The organism is Afipia sp. GAS231 (genome assembly GCF_900103365.1).
Taxonomy (GTDB): Bacteria; Pseudomonadota; Alphaproteobacteria; order Rhizobiales; family Xanthobacteraceae; genus Bradyrhizobium.
Genome location: NZ_LT629703.1, coordinates 3,517,653 through 3,535,518, shown reverse-complemented (window position 1 = coordinate 3,535,518; position 17,866 = coordinate 3,517,653). Strand labels below are relative to the sequence as shown.

General features: G+C 64.2%; 16 protein-coding genes. 8 read left to right on the top strand and 8 right to left on the bottom strand.

Features of this window, described 5'->3' with window-relative positions; translation table 11 throughout:
- Nucleotides 1-24: 24 nt before the first annotated feature.
- Genes dut through ubiE form a run of 4 tightly spaced genes read right to left on the bottom strand, consistent with a single transcriptional unit; the run spans nt 25 to nt 4,314 of the window.
- Complete coding sequence (gene dut / locus BLS26_RS16685; RefSeq protein ID WP_092512872.1) at nt 25-483, bottom strand: dUTP diphosphatase; 459 nt, start codon at nt 481-483, stop codon at nt 25-27.
- The gene (gene coaBC, locus BLS26_RS16680) at nt 480-1,925 is read right to left on the bottom strand and encodes a bifunctional phosphopantothenoylcysteine decarboxylase/phosphopantothenate--cysteine ligase CoaBC (RefSeq protein WP_092512870.1); all 1,446 of its coding nucleotides are present in this window, start codon (nt 1,923-1,925) and stop codon (nt 480-482) included. Before coaBC ends, dut begins: the two co-directional genes overlap by 4 nt.
- 56 nt (nt 1,926-1,981) lie before the next feature.
- Nucleotides 1,982-3,556 (bottom strand): 2-polyprenylphenol 6-hydroxylase, encoded by a 1,575-nt coding sequence (ubiB, locus tag BLS26_RS16675; protein ID WP_092512868.1) that lies wholly within the window; start codon nt 3,554-3,556, stop codon nt 1,982-1,984.
- A complete protein-coding gene (gene ubiE / locus BLS26_RS16670) occupies nt 3,553-4,314 on the bottom strand; it encodes a bifunctional demethylmenaquinone methyltransferase/2-methoxy-6-polyprenyl-1,4-benzoquinol methylase UbiE (protein WP_092512866.1) in 762 nt (253 codons plus the stop codon). Before ubiE ends, ubiB begins: the two co-directional genes overlap by 4 nt.
- A 78-nt stretch (nt 4,315-4,392) precedes the next feature.
- Here ubiE and mutM point away from each other — a divergent pair, with 78 nt between their 5' ends.
- Entirely contained in the window at nt 4,393-5,277 is an 885-nt protein-coding gene (gene mutM, locus BLS26_RS16665; RefSeq protein ID WP_092512864.1) for a bifunctional DNA-formamidopyrimidine glycosylase/DNA-(apurinic or apyrimidinic site) lyase, read from the top strand.
- A 22-nt stretch (nt 5,278-5,299) separates the two neighbouring features.
- Nucleotides 5,300-6,979, top strand: a complete 1,680-nt coding sequence (gene ggt / locus BLS26_RS16660) for a gamma-glutamyltransferase (protein ID WP_092512862.1) — start codon at nt 5,300-5,302, stop codon at nt 6,977-6,979.
- Nucleotides 6,980-7,111: 132 nt separating this feature from the next.
- Here the strand turns inward: ggt and BLS26_RS16655 are convergent, their stop codons facing one another.
- A complete protein-coding gene (locus BLS26_RS16655) occupies nt 7,112-8,491 on the bottom strand; it encodes a serine protease (RefSeq protein ID WP_172804618.1) in 1,380 nt (459 codons plus the stop codon).
- 116 nt (nt 8,492-8,607) lie between these two features.
- Between BLS26_RS16655 and BLS26_RS16650 the strand changes: the two genes are divergently transcribed.
- On the top strand, nt 8,608-9,408 hold the full coding sequence (locus BLS26_RS16650) for a molybdopterin-synthase adenylyltransferase MoeB (RefSeq protein ID WP_092512860.1): 801 nt from the start codon (nt 8,608-8,610) through the stop codon (nt 9,406-9,408).
- Nucleotides 9,409-9,603: 195 nt separating this feature from the next.
- On the opposite strand, the gene BLS26_RS16645 is transcribed toward BLS26_RS16650, so the two are convergent.
- Nucleotides 9,604-10,608 (bottom strand): aldo/keto reductase, encoded by a 1,005-nt coding sequence (locus BLS26_RS16645; RefSeq protein WP_092512858.1) that lies wholly within the window; start codon nt 10,606-10,608, stop codon nt 9,604-9,606.
- A 139-nt stretch (nt 10,609-10,747) separates the two neighbouring features.
- Here BLS26_RS16645 and BLS26_RS16640 point away from each other — a divergent pair, with 139 nt between their 5' ends.
- On the top strand, nt 10,748-11,734 hold the full coding sequence (locus BLS26_RS16640) for a LysR family transcriptional regulator (RefSeq protein ID WP_092512857.1): 987 nt from the start codon (nt 10,748-10,750) through the stop codon (nt 11,732-11,734).
- A gap of 102 nt (nt 11,735-11,836) precedes the next feature.
- Here BLS26_RS16640 and BLS26_RS16635 read toward each other — a convergent pair whose 3' ends face one another.
- Nucleotides 11,837-12,838: a D-glycerate dehydrogenase gene (locus BLS26_RS16635; protein ID WP_092512855.1), complete on the bottom strand. Its 1,002-nt coding sequence runs from the start codon at nt 12,836-12,838 to the stop codon at nt 11,837-11,839.
- Nucleotides 12,839-13,193: 355 nt separating this feature from the next.
- Here BLS26_RS16635 and BLS26_RS16630 point away from each other — a divergent pair, with 355 nt between their 5' ends.
- A complete protein-coding gene (locus tag BLS26_RS16630) occupies nt 13,194-13,721 on the top strand; it encodes an SH3 domain-containing protein (protein WP_092512853.1) in 528 nt (175 codons plus the stop codon).
- 227 nt (nt 13,722-13,948) lie between these two features.
- Here BLS26_RS16630 and irrA read toward each other — a convergent pair whose 3' ends face one another.
- The gene (gene irrA, locus BLS26_RS16625) at nt 13,949-14,419 is read right to left on the bottom strand and encodes an iron response transcriptional regulator IrrA (protein ID WP_305764660.1); all 471 of its coding nucleotides are present in this window, start codon (nt 14,417-14,419) and stop codon (nt 13,949-13,951) included.
- Nucleotides 14,420-14,770: 351 nt separating this feature from the next.
- Here irrA and fabA point away from each other — a divergent pair, with 351 nt between their 5' ends.
- From fabA to fabV, 3 genes are all read left to right on the top strand, one after another.
- The gene (gene fabA, locus BLS26_RS16620; protein ID WP_092512851.1) at nt 14,771-15,292 is read left to right on the top strand and encodes a 3-hydroxyacyl-[acyl-carrier-protein] dehydratase FabA; all 522 of its coding nucleotides are present in this window, start codon (nt 14,771-14,773) and stop codon (nt 15,290-15,292) included.
- 55 nt (nt 15,293-15,347) lie between these two features.
- A complete protein-coding gene (fabB, locus tag BLS26_RS16615; protein WP_092512849.1) occupies nt 15,348-16,571 on the top strand; it encodes a beta-ketoacyl-ACP synthase I in 1,224 nt (407 codons plus the stop codon).
- Nucleotides 16,572-16,658: 87 nt separating this feature from the next.
- Nucleotides 16,659-17,831, top strand: coding sequence for an enoyl-ACP reductase FabV (gene fabV, locus BLS26_RS16610; RefSeq protein WP_092512847.1), 1,173 nt, complete (start codon nt 16,659-16,661; stop codon nt 17,829-17,831).
- The last annotated feature ends 35 nt before the right edge of the window (nt 17,832-17,866 follow it).

The following is a 17,866-nucleotide window of genomic DNA, read 5'->3' as shown; positions in this document are numbered from 1 at the left end:
AGGCGCCGATCCGGCTCGAACCGATCAGCGCCCGGTCGAGCCGAAGCCGCCAGCGCCGCGGTCGGTTTCCGAAAGCGTGGCCACGGCAACAAGCTGGGCCTGGATTACCGGCGCGATCACCATTTGCGCGATGCGCTCGCCGCGCTTGATCGGGAACGGCGCATCGCCGTGGTTGATCAGGATGACGTTGATCTCGCCGCGGTAATCCGCATCCACCGTGCCGGGCGAATTCAGCACCGTGACGCCGTGCTTGGCGGCAAGGCCGGAGCGCGGCCGCACCTGCGCCTCAAAACCGCGTGGCAGCGCGATCGCAAGCCCGGTCGGCACCATCGCGTATTTTCCCGGAGGCAAAATCAACGGTGTCTCGGCGGGAACCGCGGCCAGCAGATCGAGCCCGGCCGCGTCGGCGCTCTGATAGGCCGGCAATGCGAGACCTTCGCCGTGTGCGAGTTGGCGAATGTTGACCTTGACCGTTGTGCTCACGACTTTTTCTCCACCGTCTTGCCGATTTCCTTGGCGATCTTCGCCACCAGTTCGGTTGCGACCTGCTCCTTGGTCATGACCGGCCAGGACTCCACGTTAATGCTGTCGACGCTGACCTCTGTACCTTCGCGCGTCAGCAGATGCACGGTGTTGCGGTCGCCGCCCATCACACCTGACGCCGGCGAGACGTCGTTGGCGACGATCCAGTCGCAGCCCTTGCGCGCGATCTTGGCCTTGGCGTTGTCGATCAGATGCTCGGTCTCGGCGGCAAAGCCGATCACCAGCGGCGGGCGCTTGTCTCTGAGCTTCGAGATCGTCGCCAGGATGTCGGGATTTTCGACCAGTTGCAGCGGCGGCATGCCGGCCGCGGTTTTCTTCAGCTTCTGTTCGCCTTCATTGGCGACGCGCCAGTCGGCGACCGCCGCGGCAAAGATCGCGATATCCGCCGGCAAGGCAGCTTCGACCTTGTGCAGCATGTCGCGCGCCGATTCGACCCGGATCACGGTGACACCAGCGGGATCGCGCAATTCGACCGGACCGGAGACCAGCGTGACGTCGGCGCCGGCGGCCTGTGCCGCGGCGGCGATCGCAAACCCCTGCTTGCCGGAGGAACGGTTGGCGATATAGCGCACCGGATCGATCGGCTCATGCGTCGGGCCTGCGGTGATCAGCACGCGCTTGCCGGCGAGCGGCCGGGGCCGCGGTGGACGCAGGATATCTGCCGCTGCTGCGGCGATTTCGGCAGCCTCCGACATCCGTCCGACGCCGGCTTCACCCGACTCGGCCATTTCACCGGCATTGGGGCCGATCATGGCGACGCCGTCGCGGCGAAGCTGCAGCACGTTGCGGCGGGTCGCAGCGTTGTTCCACATCTCGGGGTTCATGGCAGGCGCCAGCAGGATCGGCCGGTTGGCCGCGAGCAGGACCGCGGAAGCGAGATCGTCGGCATGGCCTTGCGCCATCTTCGCCATCAGGTCCGCGGTCGCAGGCGCCACCACGATCAGATCGCATTCGCGCCCGAGGCGGATGTGGCCGGCGTCGAATTCACTCTCGGCGTCGAACAGATCCGTATAGACGCGCTCATGCGACAGCGCGCTTGCGGAGAGCGGCGTGACGAATTGCTGGGCTGCCTTGGTCAGCACGCAACGGACATGGATGTGCCGCTCCTTGAGGCGCCGGATCAGCTCCAGCGCCTTGAAGGCGGCGATGCCGCCGCCGATGATCAGGGTGACCCGCGGTTCGCCCGTGGTGCCGGCCGCCTGCGGAGATGCTGTAGAGGCTACAGCGAGCTGTGGAGCGCCTGGCAGCTCGGGGCGCCCCTGGATCAGCTCACCGAGGATGACCCGGACTTCCTCTTCGACCGATCGGCCGTTGCTGGCCGAGCGGAGCCGCAGATAGGCTTTGACGGTGTCGTCGAGTTTTCGGATGGTAATGCTGGCCATGGGCGGCTCCGGCAAGAACTGACAGCATTGATATCAAAGATATGATATCAATGCAATCAAAGTTGCCGAACGGCGATCAAAATTCCGATGAACGTCGCCGCAATGATCCACAGCGCCAGGGTGCGCCAGCGGTTCTTAGCGCGCTCGGTCCGGCCCATTGCCGCGATCGTCTCCGGCGACAGCGTGACGCCCTCGCGCGTCATCTTTTCGAGATTTTCCAGCACCGCGACGGCCCGCGAGGCAATCGCCGGCAGGCTCGCCGCGACCCGGCCGAGTTCGCCGGCGCCGGACATCGCGCCCTGGATGCGTCCGATCGGTCCGAGGTTGCGCTCGATCCATTCGCGCACCACGGGATCGGCGACTTTCCAGATGTCGAGCTTGGGATCGAAACCGCGCGCCACGCCTTCGACTACCACCATGGTTTTCTGCAGCAGGATCAATTCGGGCCGGGTCTGCATGTCGAACAGGCCGGTGACCTCGAGCAGCAAGGTCAACAGCTTCGCCATCGAGATCTCTTCGGCGGTGCGGTTGTGGATCGGTTCGCCGATGGCGCGGATGGCTTGCGCGAAATTCTCGACCGAGTGATGGCCCGGCACATAGCCGGCCTCGAAATGCACTTCCGCGACGCGGCGATAGTCGCGCGTGATGAAGCCGAGCAGAATTTCGGCGAGGAAGCGCCGCTCCTTCAATCCGAGCCGGCCCATGATGCCGAAATCGACCGCCACCAGCCGGCCGGCATCGTCGAGGAACAGATTGCCGGGGTGCATGTCGGCGTGAAAGAAGCCGTCGCGCAGCGCGTGGCGCAGGAAACTCTGGATCACCTTGCGGCCGAGGTCGGGCAGGTCGACCTGCGCCTGTTCGAGCCGCGCATGGTCGTTCAATGCGATGCCGTCGATCCACTCCATCGTCAGCACGTTGTGGGTGGTGCGATCCCAGTCGACGGTGGGCACGCGGAAATCCGGATCGTCGCTTGTGTTCTCCGCCATCTCGGACATGGCAGCCGCTTCCAGCCGCAGGTCCATTTCCATCGCGACCGAACGCGACATGGTGTTGATGACTTCGATCAGCCGCAGCCGGCGCGCTTCGGCCGAATGCGCCTCGGCGTTGTGCGCGACAAAGAAGAAGTCACCGAGATCTCGGCGGAACCGCGCGGCAACGTTCGGCCGCAACACTTTCACCGCGACGTTTTTGCGCTCGCCGTCGCGTTCGACCTCGCCGCGATGCACCTGCGCGATCGAGGCGGCGGCCACCGCCGGGCCGAGGCTCGCAAACGCCTGCGCCACAGGGCGTTCCAGCGATTGTGCGATCACGGTTTCGGCCTCGGCCGCGGAGAACGGCGGCAGCCGGTCCTGCAGGGCTTCGAGATCGCGCGCCATCGCGACGCCGACCACGTCGGGCCGGGTCGCCAGAAATTGCCCGAGCTTGAGATAGGCCGGTCCCAGTCGCGTCAACGCGCGCGACAGCCGTGGGCCGGATTTGGCGCCGGGCCGCTCGATCAGCCGCGCCAGCCGCAACGCCAGTTGGCCGGGCGGCGGCACCAGGGAGGGATCGACGACGCCGAACACGCCTTCGCGCGCGAAAACGTAACCGGCACGGACCAATCGTGCGATGTGGGTCGTCGCAGAAATCACAAACGCCAGCCCGAATGCAGCGCCACGATACCGCCGGAGAGGCTTTCCCACTTCACCCGCGAAAAGCCGGCGGCGCGGATCATCTCGGCGAAGGCATTGGGCTTGGGAAACTTGCGGATCGATTCGACGAGATATTGATAGGACTCGGCATCTCCGGTCACGGCGCGGCCGAGCGGCGGGATCACCTTGAACGAGAACAGGTCGTAGATCTTGTCGAGCCCGGGCACGTCGACGGTGGAAAATTCCAGACACAGAAATCGGCTGCCGGGCCGCAGCACGCGATAGGCCTCGCGCAGCGCGGCATCGATCCGCGGCACGTTGCGGATGCCGAACGCGATGGTGTAGGCGTCGAAGGCGCGATCGGCGAATGCCAGCGCTTCGGCATTGCCCTCGACGAACGAAACCTGCTGGTCGAGGTGGCGCGCGGCGGCGCGGGTGCGGCCGACCTCGAGCATATCGCTGTTGATGTCGCAGACGGTGGCGTGGAAGCCGGTGCCTGCCGCCTTGGCGGCGCGAAACGAGATATCGCCGGTGCCGCCGGCGACGTCGAGCAGCGCAAACGGCGCATCGCCCTTCGGCGGGTTGAGCGCCGTGATCATGATGTCTTTCCAGATCCGGTGCAGGCCCCCCGACATCAGGTCGTTCATCAGGTCGTAACGCGCAGCCACGCTGTGAAACACCTCGTTCACCAGCGTCTGCTTGTCCCCGAGGGGCACGTCCCTGAAGCCAAAATGCGTGGTTTGGTCCGGCCGATCCATCAACTCAACTCCATGCCGGACCATAGCGCGCCCGCCGCAATGGCGCTATCACGTCACCTTCATAAGGTGAATACCTGCATGCCTGAATTGCCCGAAGTTGAGACCGTCCGCCGCGGCCTGCAGCCCGCCATGGAGGGGTCAAAAATCCTCAAAGCCGAAGCCCGGCGCAAGGATTTGCGGTTTCCCTTTCAAAAAGACTTTATCGCGCGGCTGGAAGGCCAGGTTGTGACCGGGCTCGGCCGTCGCGCCAAATACCTGATGGCGGATCTCGCCTCCGGCGACGTGCTGCTGATGCATCTGGGCATGTCCGGTTCGTTCCGGGTGCTCCAGGGGGAGGCCGGTAACACGCCCGGCCAATTCCACCATCCGCGCAGCGAAGACCGCGCCCACGACCACGTTGTGTTCCACATGTCGTCGGGCGCGGCGGTGGTTTTCAACGACCCGCGCCGTTTCGGCTACATGAAGATCATCGCCCGCAACGCGCTGGAAGACGAGCCGCTGCTCTCTGGCCTCGGCCCCGAACCGCTCGGCAACGAGTTCGATGCGGCGATGCTGGCAAGCGCCTGCGCCAACAAGAAGACCAGCCTGAAGGCGGCGCTGCTCGACCAGCGCGTGGTCGCGGGGCTGGGTAATATCTATGTCTGCGAAGTGCTGTTCCGCGCGCATCTGTCGCCGCGGCGGCTGGCGGCGACGCTGGCCACCAAAAAAACGGCGGAGCCCACCGATCATGCCAAGCGCGTGGTAACATCGATCCATGCCGTGCTGAATCAGGCGATCAAGGCCGGTGGCTCCTCGATCAGCGATCATCGCCTGACCTCGGGCGAGCTCGGCTATTTCCAGCATTCGTTCAGGGTGTACGACCGCGAGGGCGAGACCTGTCACACGGCCGGTTGCGGCGGCATCGTGCGGCGCTTCGTCCAGAACGGCCGCTCGACGTTCTGGTGCCCGAAATGCCAGAAATAAAAAAGCAGCAGGAGGAATAACGATGAGCGGCAACTGGCGGGATCGCGCGGCCACCACCTTTCAATGTCAGAAGCAGCAGGCTGTGGGAAGCCGCGGCATGGTCGTCAGCAATCATCCGCTGGCCTCGGCTGCGGGCGCGGAAATGCTGGCGGCCGGCGGCAACGCCATCGATGCGGCGATCGCGACCCTGTTCACGCTGACGGTGGTCGAACCGATGATGGTCGGCATCATCGGCGGCGGCATGGCGCATATCCGGCTTGCCGACGGCAGCCATCGTTTCATCGACGGCCAGAGCACGGTGCCCTCAGTGGTTCGTCCCGACACCTACACGTCGAAGCCGGGTTCGGCGCATGACGTGTTCGACACCACAGGCGATGAAAATCTGAACGGCCCGAAAGCGGTCGCCGTGCCGGGCTCGCTGAAAGCCTGGTGCGAGACTCTGCAGCGGTTCGGCACCATGAATCTAGCCGACGTCATGCAGCCCGCGATCAAGCACGCCTCGCGCGGCTATGCAGCAACGCCTTACTTGCACGAATGCATCACCGACGGCGCGGAGGAGATGCTGAAGGACAAAGCGATCTCGGCGATCTATCTGCCGAACGGGCTGCCGCTGCAGGCCGGCGAGCGCGTGGTGCAGTCGGAATATGCGGAAACGCTGAAGCACATCGCGCAGCATGGCGAGGCGGCGCTGTATCAGGGGCCGCTCGGCGACATCCTGGTCGATTACATGAAAGCCAATGGCGGCTTCATCACCCGCCAGGACCTCACGTCCTACAAGACCGTCGAGCGCCAGCCGATCCGCGCCGATTATCGCGGCTGGGAAATTCTGGGTCCGCCGCCGCCGGCGGCGTCCGGCGTGCATATCGCGCAGATGCTCAACATTCTCGAAGGCTACGATATCGAAAAACTCGGCTTCGGCTCCGCGGAGACGATTCATTATCTCGCCGAAGTGCTGAAGATCGCCTTTGCCGATCGCGCGGCGGCGAGCGGCGATCCTGATTTCATCAACGTGCCGGTGGAGCGGCTGACCTCGAAGGCCTATGCCGACGAGCGCCGCCGCGCCATCGATTCCGGCCGCGCCCAAGCCTGGGGCGCCGGCATTGCCCAGCTCGAAAGCGCCCACACCACGCACATGACGGCGGCGGATGCGTTCGGCAACGTGGTCGCGACCACGCAGACCATCAACAACCTGTTCGGCGCGAAAATATTGATCCCCGGCCTCGGTACCGTGCCGAACAATTACATGAACCTCTACGATCCCAGGCCCGGCCACGCGCTGTCGCTGGCGCCGGGCAAGCGCGTCACCACCTCGATGTCGCCCATGATGGCGCTGCGCGACGGCAAGCTGGTCTATGCGCTCGGCCTGCCCGGCGGGAAACGGATTTTTCCGAGCGCCATGCAGGCGCTGGTCAATCTGATCGACCACGGCATGAGCCTGCAGGAAGCGGTCGAGGCGCCCAGGGTCTGGACCGAAGGCAATGCGCTTGAAGTCGAACTCACCGTGCCCGACGGCGTTCGCGCCAAACTCACCGCGATGGGCCACAAGGTGCTGGCGGTGCCGACGGTCGCCGGCGGCATGAACGGCATCCAGTTCCACGACGACGGCCGGATGTCGGGCGCGGCCTGCTGGCGCGCCGACGGTACGCCGGTCGCGATCGCCGGCGGCCTCGCGCGAGCGGGCGTGAGGTTTGGGTTGGCTTAAGGGGGAGCGAGCCGCACCCACCGCTGTCATACCCGCGAAAGCGGGTATCCAGTACGCCGCGGCTTATCGACTCTATCGCTGACGTCTCTGGAATACTGGGTCACCCGCTTTCGCGGGTGACGACAGCCGGTGCTATTTGCGCACGCAGATCACCCGCACCACGGATGCCTTCGCATCCGTCGAAGCGCCCGTCGCATTCACGCCATTCGCCTTGAGAAAATCCCGCACCGTATCCGACGTCACCAACACCGCCTGCGCGCCGGGTGTGGTGCTGGCCGGCCCCGCGACCAGCACCGGTTTTAACAGCGCGATGCCGGCGAATTTGCCGTCGCTGTCGAGCGCGGCGGACCCGGAGAAACCGAGCGCCGGTGGTGGCGAGAGCGCGATGTCGCTATTGCCGCCAAGCTGGGCCACCGAAGCCTTGAGGCCAGTCACCGCTGAATTGCCGCCCTGGTTCTGTGGATCGGCAATGCCGGTGAGATCGAGTGCTGTTTTGCTGGCAGCATTGGCGAGATTGAGCGCTTTCAGCCCGCGCGCGCCGTAAATGCGCAATAGCGCCAGATCATGGTCCTTGTCCTCGGCGACGCGGTCGGCATTGCCGAAACCCGCGATCGTGACCGCAAGGCAGCCATCGATGATCTGCCGGTCGGTAATGATGGCGCCGTCGTCGCTGACGACGACACCGGTAGCGTATTCCACGGTCTTGCGCGGCGGCGGCCCCGCGGCTTGGGCTGCCGATGGAAACGCGTTGAACGCGCTCGACATCGCGATCACGACGGGCTCGACGGTATTTTCGGTCGCCTGGTCGTAGAGGATGGTGAGGATGCGGACTTCGTCGCCCTTGAAGGTGCCGCGGAGGTAAAACTTCTTCAGGCCCTGCAGGCCGGACAGCACGAAGAAATCCGGCTTGACGACGGTGTAGTCGACAGTGCGGTTAGCCTCTTTCTTTTCCCGCTCGGCGAGTTTGGCCGTGGTGGGATTGGCCTCCTTGCGCCGCGCCAGCTGGATCTGGATCGTTCCGGTCGGCGAGGTCCATTTGGCGCCGTTGGCGTCGCTGCTTTGCTGCGGCACCAGCTTGGTCGGAATGCCGAGCCGCACGCCGGTGCCGGGATCTGAGACGATCTTCCAGCCGACATTCTCCTGCCGCCGCTTCGCGGTATCGGCGAGGGTGCCGCGCTCCTGCGGATTGAGCACGCCGCTCTCCCGGCCGCCGCGGGATTTCTGAAATGCCTTGATCGAGGCGACCAAGCGCTCGCTGACGTCGCCGGTGATGGCGCCGTTATACTCGCCGACCCAGGCGAGGTCGGACTGCAGCGCCAGCCGTTCGGCTTGCGCCATCGCATTCGCCGTGTCCTCGGGTTTTTGCAGCGCGGGGCGGATCGGGATGGTCGTGACCGGTTTCGGCTTGGCGCCGGCGGTGGAGGGCGGCGTCAACTGCGCCTGCGCGGATACCACCGAAACCGCAAGGATCGAGGCCGCGATCATCCATGTTGCCCGTAGCACCGATCTCATGACAAACCCTGGTAGATGTTTGGAGCGATCATTGACCTTGGGCCAACTAAGCACATCTGCTTGGTCGGCAACAACAGCGCGCCGGTTCAGGGAACCGCGCAAGGACCATACTGACCATGCTGACGGCCGACGAACTCGAACGCTACGCCCGCCATATTGTGCTGCGCGACGTCGGCGGCCCCGGCCAGGCGGCGCTGAAGGAGGCCTCCGTGCTGGTGATCGGCGCCGGCGGTCTCGGTGCGCCGGTTCTGATGTATCTGGCGGCAGCCGGTGTCGGCACGCTAGGCGCTGTCGATGACGACATCGTGTCGTTGTCCAATCTGCAGCGCCAGATCATCCACACCACACCCGATATCGGCCGGCGCAAGGTCGACAGCGCCGCCGACCAGATTCACGCGCTCAATCCCCATGTCCATTTCGAGGCGCATGCGGTGCGGCTCGATGCAAAAAATGTAATGTCGCTGATCGGCGGCTATGACCTCGTGCTCGACGGCTCCGACAATTTCGAAACCCGCTACCTGGTGTCTGATGCCTGCTACCTTGTCGGCAAGCCGCTGATCACGGCCGCACTCGGCCAGTTCGACGGCTCGCTGACGACGATCCGCGCGCATGAGCGCGGCGCGGATGGTCAGTTCAATCCGACCTATCGTTGTCTTTTTCCGGAAGCGCCGCCGCCGGGCACGGTGCCGGCCTGCGCCGAAGCCGGCGTGATGGGCGCGCTGGCCGGCATTTTGGGCTCGATGATGGCGCTGGAAGCGATTCGCGAAATCGTCGGCTTCGGTGAAAGTCTGGTCGGGCGGCTGGTGATGGTCGATGCGCGCGCGATGCGGTTCGAAACCCTGCGCTATGCGCGCGATCCCGCCAATCCGCTGAATGGCGACACGCCGACGATCACCGATCTGCGCGCATATTCATAGACTTCCCGTGTGGCTGCCCCCACCCCAACCCTCCCCCGCAAGCGGGAGAGGGAGTTGATGGAGCGCGTCGTGTAGCTCGGAAGTACTACATCGTCATTGCGCACGCTCTCTCGTCTCCCTCTCCCGCTTGTGGGGGAGGGTGGGGTGGGTGGGGGTGCCTCAGCGAACCCGAACGTCAGTTACAAGCCGACTCTCTCACGCCGTCAGCTTCCGCTCGCTGTCCATATGCGCCAACTGCGCTTCGGGATAGCGCGCGCCGGCGGCGGCGCCGGGCGGAAACGCTTTGGCGAGATCAGCCAGATGCGCGTCCGTCAATTTCACCTCGAGCGCGCCGAGCGCCTCGGTGAGACGGTCGCGGCGGCGGGCGCCGACCAGCGGCACGATGTCGTTGCCTTGGGCTGCGACCCAGGCAATTGCGACCTGGGCCGGGGAGGCACCGATGTCCTCTGCGATCGCGCGCAGTGAATCGACCAGCGCGAGATTGCTGTCGAGATTGCTGCCCTGGAAACGCGGGCTCATCTGGCGGAAATCCTTTGCCGCCGTGCGATCCTTCGACCAGTGACCGCTGATCAGCCCGCGCGACAGCACGCCATAGGCGGTGATGCCGATGCCGAGTTCACGGCAGGTCTTGAGGATATCGCTCTCGATGCCGCGCGCGATCAGCGAATATTCGATCTGCAAATCGGCGATCGGATGCACGGCATGCGCCCGGCGGATGGTTTCGGAGCCGACTTCGGAAAGGCCGATATGCCGGATCCAGCCGGCCTTGATCATGTCGGCCATGGCGCCGACGGTTTCCTCGATCGGCACCGAGGGATCGAGCCGAGCCGGCCGGTAGATGTCGATATGGTCGACGCGCAGTCGTTGCAGCGAGTAGGCGAGGAAATTCTTCACCGCCGCCGGGCGGCTGTCATAGCCGGACCAGGCTTTTGCCGGGTCGCGCAGCGCGCCGAATTTGACGCTGATCTGCAGATTGTCGCGGCCACGCGTCGCCAGTGCGTCGCCGATCAGCATTTCATTGTGGCCCATGCCGTAGAAGTCGCCGGTGTCGAGCAACGTGATGCCGGCATCGAGCGCGGCATGCAGGGTGGCGATGCTCTCGCTGCGGTCGGCGGGACCGTAAAAGTCCGACATGCCCATGCAGCCGAGGCCGATGGCGGAGACGGTTGGGCCTGACGTGCCGAGTTGACGTTTGTCCATGGTGGTTCTCCCGAAATTCGGCGGCGAAAAGTCCGCGCCGTGATGACGGGGCTGATATGGGGCCTTTCCATTGCAGCGATAAGCTGGACAATGCTTAAGAGCTTGTTCAATATATCGAACAATGCAAAGCGATTGAATCATGAAAGACATCGATCTTCGCGATCTCGACGCGTTTGTCGCCGTCGCCCGCACCCGGAACTTCCGCCGTGCGGCGCTGGAGCAACGCGTTTCGGTCTCGAGCCTGAGCCAGCGGCTGCGCGAACTGGAGGAGCGGCTCGGGGTCCGGCTGATGAACCGCACCACGCGCAGCGTCGGGCTTACCGAAGCCGGCGAATTGCTGCTGGCCGGCGTCGGACCGGCGATATCGGATGTCGGTAGCGCGCTCGATCAGGTCCGCGGCCTGCGCGGAGTGCCCTCGGGCCGGCTGCGCATCAACGCGCCGCCGCCGGCGATCGATCTATGTCTGGCGCCGATGGTCGCGCCATTTCTCGAGGCGCATCCGCAGATCGATCTTGAAATCGTCAGCGACAGCACCTTCGTCGACATCGTCGCCGAAGGCTTCGATGCCGGCGTGCGCTACGGCGAACATCTGGCGCAGGACATGATCGCGGTCTCGCTCGGTCCGCCGCAACGCTACGCGGTGGTGGCGTCGCCGCACTATGTCGAGAAGCACGGCCGGCCGAAGCACCCGAAGGACCTGCTCGATCACGTCGGCATCCGGATCCGGTTCGGCCGCGGCGCGATCCGCGATTGGGAGTTCGAGAAAGCCGGCCGCGTCGTCAAGGTGGCGCCGACGGGGCGGCTGATCGCGAACTATCCGGGACTGGCGCGGCAGGCGGCGCTCGATGGGGTCGGCTTCTGGCCGACCTTCGAGGGCTACGTGCGCGACGAAGTGAAGTCGGGTGAGCTGGTCAGCGTGCTCGAAGACTGGTGCGCGCCGTTTCCCGGCCCGTTTCTGTATTACCCAAGCCGCCGTCAGCCCCCGCCGGCGCTTGCGGCGTTCGTGGCCTTTGTCGCGGAGTGGCGGAAGCAGGAGCGAAGGAAGGGCTCCGTCGTCCCGGACAAGCCAACGGGTCGCGCGAATGCGCGCCCGATGACAGGCTCCGCTGCGATCCGGGACCCATAGCCACCGTCGATAGTAATTGAAGGACGGTGTCGGCTATCTCGACTTATCGATAGATCACGCGGTATGGGTCCCCGCGTTCGCGGGGACGACACCGAGCTTCGGCTACAGCATGCTCGGCAGCACGCGATCCGGCGGCTTGTGGTTGTCGAGGAAGGTTCGGATGTTGATGATCACCTTCTCGCCCATTTCGACGCGGCCTTCGATGGTGGCCGAGCCCATATGCGGCAACAGCGTCGCCTTGCCGGCCTTGGCCAGCCGCACCAGTTTCGGATTGACCGCGGGCTCGTGCTCGTAGACGTCGAGACCGGCGCCGCCGATGTCGCCGGCTTCGATCAATTTGATCAGCATGTCCTCGTCGATCACCCCGCCGCGCGCGGTGTTGACGATATAGGCTTCCTTGCGGATCAGCTTCAGCCGTCGCGCCGAGAGCAGATGATAGGTCGCCGGCGTGTGCGGACAGTTCACCGAGATGATGTCCATCCGCGCCAGCATCTGGTCGAGGCTTTCCCAATAGGTGGCGCCGAGTTCTTCGGCAATCTTGGGCGCGACGGGACGACGGTTATGATAGTGGATCTGCAAGCCGAACGCCCGCGCCCGGCGCGCCACGGCTTGTCCGATACGGCCCATGCCGATGATGCCCAGGCGCTTGCCGCCGATGCGATGGCCGAGCATCCAGGTCGGCGACCAGCCCGGCCAGTTCTTGCCCTCGGTCAGAATGGACGCGCCCTCGATCAGCCGCCGCGGCACGGCGAGGATCAGCGCCATGGTCATGTCGGCGGTGTCTTCGGTCAAAACCTTCGGCGTGTTGGTCACGGTGATGCCGCGCGCATGCGCTGCCGTGACGTCGATATTGTCGACGCCGTTGCCGAAATTGGCGATCATGCGCAGCTTGCAGTCGGGATGCTTGAGGACCTCTTCCGTGATCATGTCGGTGACGGTCGGCACCAGCACGTCGGCGCTGCAGACGGCCTCGGCGATCTGTTCCGGGGTCATCGGCGTATCGTCGAGATTCAACCGTGCGTCGAACAGCTCGCGCATCCGGGTCTCGATCGAGTCCGGCAGCTTGCGGGTGACGACGACGAGAGGTTTTTTCTTAACCGACATGTTCTGCTCTCATGAGGCGAAGGCTCGCATGAACCTGCCGTTCAGACCTCATTAACCCGGTTGTTCGACACTGCGAATGCTGCGCCGCTCCGGTTTCCCTGGGTTCCACCGAAGCCCTTCGGCTTCCTTGGGTTTACTTGAGTTTCCTTGGGAAATCCGGGCGTTCTGGTTCTAAATCGTTCCGTCCTCTCTATCAGAAGGCCGGGCCAAGACAAGAACCTCCAAGGAATCCTCGGGAAAGCACAATCCGGGGAGCGACCACCGCGCGGCACGGGGATTGGGGTTTTTCGGGCGTAAGCGGGGCGTTTCAACTCGAAGAATTCGGGTTGGGAGTATCTCGGCAGGAGACGGGTTGATGGCGTTGGGGCGTTTCTGTTCGGTGGCGGTGCTGGCGGGGTGCTGGCTGGGCGCATCGGTCAGCACAGGATTTTCGGCCAAGGATACAGCCACGACCAGCAGCGGCCTGCCAGTGCCGCGCTATGTCAGCCTCAAATCCGATCATGTGAATGTGAGGGCCGGCCCGACCAAGGACAACGATGTGGCCTGGGTCTATACCCGCTCGGGCCTGCCGGTCGAAATCACTGCCGAATTCGAGAACTGGCGTCGCGTGCGCGACTCCGAGGGCGCCGAAGGCTGGGTCTATCATTCCCTGCTGTCCGGCCGCCGCACCGCCGTCGTCACCATGAAGACCAAGGACGACCTCGCGCCGCTCTATGATCGCGCCGATCCGGACAGCGCGGTCGCGGCCCGCCTTCAGGCCGGCGTCGTCGCCCAGGTCAAGAAATGCACCAGCGGCTGGTGCCGCGTCATCGGCAGCGGCTTTGACGGCTGGATCGAGCAGCAGCGGCTGTGGGGCGTGTATGCGGACGAGAAGGTGGAATAGCCGAGCCGCGCATTGATTTTACCGTCATTGCGAGGAGCGCAGCGACGAAGCAATCCAGCTTTTTCCGAGCCTATGGATTGCTTCGCTTCGCTCGCAATGACGATAGCTTCGTAGGGTGGGCAAAGCGAAGCGTGCCCACCACTAACCAGCGCAGACTGCGAAAAATGGTGGGCACGGCGCAAATGCGCCTTTGCCCACCCTACGATTTTTTCAAAATGTGAAAGCGCTCAGCGCTTCTTGCGCAGCCGCACGACCATGTCGACGCGGGCGATCTCGTAGCCTTCGGGCACGTCCGGCATCTTGGTCAGCACCAGGTGCGGATCCGGAATGTCGACCAGCTCGTGATTGTTCTCGAGATAGAAGTGATGATGCGCGGTGACGTTGGTGTCGAAGTAGGTCTTGGTGCCGTCGACGCTGACCTGGCGCAACAAACCGGCATCGGTGAGCTGGTTGAGGGTATTATAGACGGTGGCGAGCGATACCGGGACCTTCGCCAGCGTCGCTTCCTCGTACAGCATTTCCGCGGTGAGGTGGCGCGCGCCCTTGCCGAACAGCAGCCAGCCGAGCGCCATGCGCTGACGGGTCGGCCGCAGGCCGGCCGCCTGCAGCATTTCGTTGACGTCATGCCAGGGGCAGCCGGTCAGCGCCGGTTGATGACCGGTGCCGTGGGCGGCCGGCTCAACGGCGTCGTCGTTCAAGGTCTGCTCGTTTATATCCACTTCGGGCACCGTACGCGCTAACTCGGGTAATATTCTTACCCAATATAGGGACGAAATATTCCAGATGCAAGTTTTTCGCAACTAGAACGGACCCAAGGTTAAGGGGGAACGGCACGGCAACGCGGCGTTTTGGCCCTTTCCAGCGCTTTGCCGCCCGCCAAGGCCTATGTTACAGAGCGCGCGGACCACATATGCGATTTCGGCAGAGGCAATTGCCGATAGCACCCTAAGTAGCGCCAATTTGCGGGAAACAAGTGGTTTCCCGTGGGGAGACCGGTCCGGTTCACTCGCAAGCGCTCCATCGGGATATCTAACCAGAGGCTGAATACGATGCTGGAGCGGCGCAGCGGTTACGAATACGAGGATTTGCTGGCGTGCGGCCGGGGCGAGATGTTCGGCCCGGGCAATGCGCAACTGCCGCTGCCGCCAATGCTGATGTTCGACCGCATCACGGATATTTCAGAGAAGGGCGGCGAGTATGGCAAGGGCCTGATCCGCGCCGAACTCGACGTGAAGCCGGATCTCTGGTTTTTCGGCTGCCATTTCAAGAACGATCCGGTCATGCCGGGTTGTCTCGGCCTCGACGCGATGTGGCAAATGGTCGGCTTCTACCTGGGGTGGATCGGCGGCGAGGGACGCGGCCGGGCGCTCGGTCTCGGCGAGTTGAAGTTCTCCGGCCAGGTTTTGCCGCAGGCCCGCAAGGTTGTGTACAACATCGACATGAAACGGGTGATGCGCTCAAAGCTGGTGCTCGGCGTTGCCGATGGCTGGCTTTCCATGGATGGCGAGATTATCTATCGGGCCAAGGACCTGAAGGTCGGGCTGTTCAAGCAGGGCTCCGCTCCTACTTGAGCAGCGCGGTCAACGACATCATCACAGAAGAACATAACGGCAGGGCGAGGCGATCATGAGGCGGGTTGTCATCACGGGGATGGGGATTGTCTCATCCATCGGAAACAACACCCAGGAAGTGTTGGCGAGCCTTCACGAGGCGAAGTCCGGCATCACCCGGGCAGAAAAATACGCGGAGCTTGGCTTCCGCTCCCAGGTGCAGGGCGCGCCGACGCTCAATCCTGCTGATATCATCGACCGCCGCGCCATGCGTTTCCTTGCCGAGGGTTCAGCCTGGAATCACGTTGCGATGGAGCAGGCGATCCAGGATTCCGGTCTCGAGCAATCTGATATTTCCAACGTCCGCACCGGCATCATCATGGGCTCCGGCGGCCCGTCGACCCGCACCATCATCGAGGCGGCCGATACCGCCCGCACCAAGGGACCGAAGCGGGTCGGACCGTTCGCCGTGCCGAAGGCGATGTCGTCGATGGCGTCGGCGACGCTGGCCACCTGGTTCAAGATCAAGGGCGTGAACTATTCGATCTCGTCGGCCTGCGCGACCTCGAACCATTGCATCGGCAATGCCTACGAGACGATTCAGATCGGCAAGCAGGACATCATCTTCGCCGGCGGCTGCGAGGATCTCGACTGGTCGATGTCGGTGCTGTTTGATGCGATGGGCGCGATGTCCTCGAAATACAACGCGACGCCCGCGACCGCCTCGCGTCCGTACGACATCAGCCGCGACGGCTTCGTCATTGCCGGCGGCGCCGGCGTACTGGTGCTGGAAGAACTCGAACACGCCAAGGCGCGCGGCGCCAAGATCTATGGCGAAATCGTCGGCTACGGCGCGACGTCTGACGGTTACGACATGGTGGCGCCGTCGGGCGAAGGCGCCGAGCGCTGCATGCGCATGGCGATGTCGACGGTGAACACGCCGATCGACTACATCAACCCGCACGCGACCTCGACGCCGGCCGGCGATCCGCCGGAAATCGAGGCGATCCGCAAAGTGTTCGGCACCGGCGACAAGTGTCCGCCGATCTCGGCGACCAAGGCGCTGACCGGACATTCGCTCGGCGCCACCGGCGTGCAGGAAGCGATCTACTCGCTGTTGATGATGAACAACGGTTTCATCTGCGAGAGCGCCAACATCACCGAACTCGATCCTGTGTTCGCCGACATGCCGATCGTGCGCAAGCGCATCGACAACGCCAAGCTCAACACCGTGCTGTCGAACTCGTTCGGCTTCGGCGGCACCAACGCCACGCTGGTGTTCAAGCGGCTGGATGCGTAGTTCGCTCTTACTTCGCCTCGCTTGCGTGCGCCGTGAGACCGGCGTGCGGCGGACGGAGATTTTTCAACAATCCGAAATGGGGTGGGCATGATTATCGAACCGCGCGTGCGAGGCTTCATCTGCACGACGGCACATCCGGTCGGCTGTGCCACCAATGTCCGCGAGCAGATCGCCTACGTCCAACGCCAGGGTTCGATTGCGGATTGCCCGAAGCGCGTTGCCGTGCTCGGCTGTTCGACCGGTTATGGTCTCGCCAGCCGCATCGTTTCGACCTTCGCCGGCGGCGCGGATACCATCGGCGTGTCACTGGAGCGCGAGCCCACGGCCACCAGATCCGGCAGCGCCGGCTTTTACAACAATCGCGCCTTCGAGATCGAGGCCAGGAAGATCGGACGATCGCCGCTCACTTTGGAGGGCGACGCGTTCTCCAACGAACTGAAGAAAACCTTCATCGACGCCGTGCGCGAAAAATTCGGACAGCTCGACATGCTGGTCTACAGCATGGCCGCTCCGGTCCGCACCGATCCGGATACGGGCAAGACCTATCGTTCGGCGATCAAGCCGCTCGGCGCGCCGGTCGAGATCAAGACCCTCAACACCGAAACCGGCGAGGTCTACGAGACCACCATTTCGCCGGCGAGCGAGGACGAAGCGGCCGCGACCGTCGCTGTGATGGGTGGCGATGACTGGAAGCGCTGGATCGATCAGCTCGCGGACGCCGGTGTTCTGGCGCCGGGCTTCCGAACCCTCAACTACACCTATATCGGCAGCGAACTGACCTGGCCGATCTACTGGAACGGCACGCTCGGCCGCGCCAAGGTCGATCTCGACCACAAGGCGGAAGCGATCCGCGGCCGGCTCGGCCCGGACGCCGCCCGCATCGTCGCGCTGAAGGCCGTGGTCACGCAAGCGAGTTCGGCGATTCCGGTGGTGCCGCTCTACGGCACGGTGCTGTTCAAGGTGATGAAAAAGCTCGGGCTGCACGAAGGCTGCATCGAACAGATCGATCGCCTGTTCCGGACGAAGCTCGGCAAGGATGCCGCGGTCGACGAGGCGATGCGTCTTCGGGTCGACGACTGGGAGCTTTCACCCGAAGTGCAGAAGGAAGTGTCGCGCCGCTGGCCGCTGCTCACCACCGAAACGCTCGGCGAACTGGCCGATCTCGGCGAATACAAAAGCCAGTTCCTGCGCCTGTTCGGCTTCGGCATCGACGGCGTCGATTACGCGCAGGACGTCGATCCGCGCGTCGTCCCGGGCTAGGACGACCGGCGGCAGCGCTCCGTAGGGGCCCATTT